Source organism: Leisingera sp. ANG-DT (genome assembly GCF_000813785.1).
Taxonomy (GTDB): Bacteria; Pseudomonadota; Alphaproteobacteria; order Rhodobacterales; family Rhodobacteraceae; genus Leisingera.
Window position 1 is genome coordinate 1 of the sequence record NZ_JWLE01000056.1, and the last position, 3,602, is coordinate 3,602.

6 protein-coding genes are annotated in these 3,602 nt (G+C 57.7%); 2 read left to right on the plus strand and 4 right to left on the minus strand.

Annotated elements, in window-relative coordinates; all coding sequences use genetic code 11:
- Positions 1-753 (plus strand): cytochrome-c oxidase, cbb3-type subunit III (ccoP, locus tag RA21_RS21505; RefSeq protein ID WP_039152576.1); only part of this gene is annotated, 753 nt, incomplete at its 5' end.
- Positions 754-887: 134 nt separating this feature from the next.
- Here ccoP and RA21_RS21510 read toward each other — a convergent pair.
- The 4 genes from RA21_RS21510 to RA21_RS21520 all read right to left on the minus strand — a co-directional run bounded on the left by RA21_RS21510 (position 888) and on the right by RA21_RS21520 (position 3,304).
- Entirely contained in the window at positions 888-1,481 is a 594-nt protein-coding gene (locus RA21_RS21510) for an outer membrane beta-barrel protein (RefSeq protein ID WP_039152579.1), read from the minus strand.
- A 41-nt stretch (positions 1,482-1,522) separates the two neighbouring features.
- The gene (locus RA21_RS22465; protein WP_082009024.1) at positions 1,523-1,741 is read right to left on the minus strand and encodes a helix-turn-helix domain-containing protein; all 219 of its coding nucleotides are present in this window, start codon (positions 1,739-1,741) and stop codon (positions 1,523-1,525) included.
- A 15-nt stretch (positions 1,742-1,756) separates the two neighbouring features.
- On the minus strand, positions 1,757-2,281 hold the full coding sequence (locus tag RA21_RS21515) for a DUF2975 domain-containing protein (protein ID WP_082009025.1): 525 nt from the start codon (positions 2,279-2,281) through the stop codon (positions 1,757-1,759).
- Positions 2,282-2,611: 330 nt separating this feature from the next.
- On the minus strand, positions 2,612-3,304 hold the full coding sequence (locus tag RA21_RS21520; RefSeq protein WP_039152584.1) for a DUF2270 domain-containing protein: 693 nt from the start codon (positions 3,302-3,304) through the stop codon (positions 2,612-2,614).
- Positions 3,305-3,344: 40 nt separating this feature from the next.
- On the opposite strand from RA21_RS21520, the gene RA21_RS21525 reads away from it, so the two are divergent.
- A complete protein-coding gene (locus RA21_RS21525) occupies positions 3,345-3,560 on the plus strand; it encodes a hypothetical protein (protein WP_039152587.1) in 216 nt (71 codons plus the stop codon).
- The last annotated feature ends 42 nt before the right edge of the window (positions 3,561-3,602 follow it).

A 3,602-nucleotide genomic window follows, 5' to 3' on the forward strand; every position in this document is an offset into this window, starting at 1 on the left:
ACCATCATCTGGGGCGTCCTTTACACCATCGCCTATCCGGCCTGGCCGCTGATCAACGGCGCCACCGCGGGGGTGCTTGGCTGGTCGACCCGGGCCGATGTCGCGGCGGAGATCACTGCGGTGGAAGAAGCCAACGCGCCGGTCAATGCCAAGCTGGAGGCGGCTGAGCTGACCGCCATCGCGGAAGATGCGGAACTGGGTCCCTATGCGGTATCCGCGGGTTCTGCCGTGTTCAAGACCTGGTGCGCCCAGTGTCACGGTTCTGGTGCGGCTGGCGCCAAGGGCTATCCGAACCTGTTGGACGACGACTGGCTCTGGGGCGGCTCGGTGGAGGATATTCACGCCACCATCACCCACGGCATCCGCAACGAGGACAGCGACGAAGCGCGCTATTCCGAGATGCCTGCATTCGGCCGCGACGAGCTGCTTGAGAAGGAAGAGATCTCTCAGGTGGTCAACTACGTGATGTCGCTGTCGGGCGAGCCTCAGGATGCGTCCAAGGTCGAGGCCGGTTCGGTTGTCTTTGCCGACAACTGTGCCTCCTGCCACATGGAAGACGGCACCGGTGACCGCGCGCAGGGCGCGCCGAACCTGGCGGATGCGATCTGGCTCTATGGCGGCGACTACGGCACGCTGACCGAGACTGTCAGCAACTCGCGCTATGGCGTGATGCCGGCCTGGAATACCCGCCTGACAGAGGCGCAGATCCGCGCGGTGTCGGCCTATGTCCACCAGCTGGGCGGCGGCGAGTAGGCTGGAGCCGGTTTAAGAAAACGAAAGAGGGCTGCCCTTGGGCAGCCCTTTTGCATGAAATGCATTTTGGACGCGATTGGCATTGCAGGTTTGGCAACTAAGCCGGCGTCACGGCCGCCTGGGCTACAGGAGCGTCAGAAATGATAGGCCAAACCAAGACGCAGCACGCCAACGCCAACGCCTCTGTCGGATTTGCCGGCGATATCAATCTCATCGCCAGTGCCGGTGTACTCCAGGTTCGCGGACATTTTTTCATTGATCTGATAGCTGGTGCCCAGGCCGAAGACGGGAGAAACGCTGTCGCCGCTCTTGCGCGTTCCGCTGAGTGTGACGTCATAATCAAATCTGGCAGCGCCGATGATCGCATAGACCGATCCCCAGTTTCGTTCGTAGCCAAGGTGGGCTTTGACGCCGTACTGGGTTCCGAACGATATTCTGTCCCCATTCGAGAAGGACCGGCTTTGGGAAGTGTCGTTGATAAACGCTTCGCCGGCGACAAAGAAGTTGTTGTAAACTTTCCGCTTGTAGCCTGCAAAGGCCCCGACCGATGTATGAGAGCTGTCACGCTGAGCTACGCCGGCACCTTCCTCTGTTATGCCGCCGGAGCCGGAAATCGAAAGGCCGCCGTAAAAGCCATCCTTAGTATCGCCGGCAGTTGCAAATGATGTGGTTGTCAGTACGGCAATAGCTGCCGCACCAAACAACGCGAAAGGCGTTTGTTTGTTCATAACGTTTTCCAGAATGTTTGAAAGGATGTTCCCGAAACAGCCTACTGAGGCGGACTGTCAGGTCTGTATTCTATCAGGTCGCCAGGTTGGCACTCCAGTTCCCGGCAGATGGCTTCGAGTGTTGAAAAACGCACCGCTTTTGCCTTTCCTGTTTTCAGGATCGACAGATTGGCAATGGTGATACCGACACGTCCAGAGAGCTCAGACAGACTCATCTTGCGTTTTGCCAGCATTACATCGAGGTGAATAATCAATGCCATCTTTAAGCGTGCCACTTATATCGTCATTTCAGCTTCCTCCTGCATGTTGCTGGCTTTGTCCATGATGGCGCCGATCAAAAGGAAGAATAATCCAGCGGTCATCAGGTCGAGTTCGCTCACGATCAGGGCGATGTCCATATCGACGAGGCCTTCAGTGATGCCGCGGTAATACAGGTATCCGGATAAGGCGGGGACCAGTAGGGTATCCAGCACCGCCATCACAATCAACGCATAGCCAATACGCAAAAAGCATTGACTATTTTGCGGCGTGAAATACTGGCCCCTCCGGTACAGTCCCGCTAGACACCACATGTTGTACAGTGTCCAGAACCAAGCCGCTTCTGACAGCTCTACGAGTGAAAACACAACGCCCCGGTCAGAAATGGAAAACTCAGAAACCTTCTGGATCCAGACTTCGCCGTTGATCTGCAGGGCAATCGGCAGGTCGCTGTGGAAAACATAGACAGTTTCAGCCAGAGATGCGAATGCCGTGGCACCAATCAACACATGAAGAATACTGATCATGTTCGCCATTTTCATAGCCAATGCTCCTTTGTGAACTCGGTTGAGCCGCGTTCCTGCTTTCAGGAGATTGCTACATCCGGCGGAAATCCGGGTCAATCGAAATTATTGAAAAACGATGAATATGCATTGAAATTCGATATCCAGTTCTCCGCTTGCGTCACGACTAGTAGATGGAAATTCAGTTAAGATTTTGAAATTTAACGAAGTTTTTCGCCGCCCTAGTAACATGCAGGAGGAGCTGGCATTTGACCCCGGTCGAGGGCTGACCATTTCTACTGGCGGCATCGAGGCCAGAGCAGCCATTGGCTGTCGGTGGACGCGGCTGGTACGCTTGCAGCGCGGGTCTTATCCCATAGACGTCATCGATTTGCGCTTGCTGGCACGGGCGGCGTCGGTGCGGGCACTCCACCAGGCGATGCCGCCCCAAAGCACAACGTAGAAGACGCCTGTGGCCAGCACCAGCTCCCCCGGGAAGGGGCCGATGTCGGCGCGGTCCAGCGCTTGCTGCCAGGAGGTCACACCAGTGGGGTGCACCGCCAGCTTGCCCGCATAGGCCAGCGACTGGATCAGCAGGATCCAGAAATAGTTGCGCCGGATCCGCCGCCCGATCGCGGTCATCACGCCGACATGGTACTCGGGCCGCAAATAATCGGCGGCCAGAACGTCCTGCCAGTGCTCCTCCAGGTGCAGGTCGCCCTCTACCAGCATCGGGGTATAGAAATGCGTCTCCAGCCAGCGGGCGCGGGCGCGGAACACATTGAAATAGCGGTAGCGCCGGGCCTCCAGCATCAGGAAGAAGATGATCAGAACGCCGACCAGGATCAGCGGCAGCGGCGAGGCCTCGGGCGAGGAATAGGAGATCGACAGCGCCACGCCCAGTGTTACCACCGACCAGTTGGTGGTGGTGTCGAGCCGGGTGCGCCAGACCGTGCTGCGATAAATCTCTCCGCGGTACAGATGCGCAAGTGCTCCGACTTCATCCGGTGACAGCGGTGCGCGGGCACCGGCCGCCGTCTGTTCGCGCTGTGACGTGTCCATGAAACAAGGGTAAGTTTTTTGGCGCAGCCGGGCAAATTATTTGCGCCAGTTTGATCCGCATCAAACTGCAGATGCCGCAATCGGGGTAAAACCGCAGATGAAAGAGATTGCTGCTTGGCTAGTACCCCTCCTGGGCAGCAAGAAATCCCGCGAGGCCGACGTGCAGGCCAAACGGGCCATGCGCCGGTTTTCCGATCTGTTCGCGCGTTTCCTGGAAAACCGGCGCTTTTTTCTTTTCAGATCTTCTGCGGGTTGACGCAGCGCACCTGCATCGGCCGGCCGCGCAGCCATGCAGCGA

What these genes read in the sequence shown, in the direction of transcription:
- RA21_RS22465 (WP_082009024.1), bottom strand. Translation starts at nt 1,741, where the DNA reads ATGGCATTGATTATTCACCTCGATGTAATGCTGGCAAAACGCAAGATG.
- RA21_RS21510 (WP_039152579.1), bottom strand. Translation starts at nt 1,481, where the DNA reads ATGAACAAACAAACGCCTTTCGCGTTGTTTGGTGCGGCAGCTATTGCC.
- RA21_RS21520 (WP_039152584.1), bottom strand. Translation starts at nt 3,304, where the DNA reads ATGGACACGTCACAGCGCGAACAGACGGCGGCCGGTGCCCGCGCACCG.
- RA21_RS21515 (WP_082009025.1), bottom strand. Translation starts at nt 2,281, where the DNA reads ATGAAAATGGCGAACATGATCAGTATTCTTCATGTGTTGATTGGTGCC.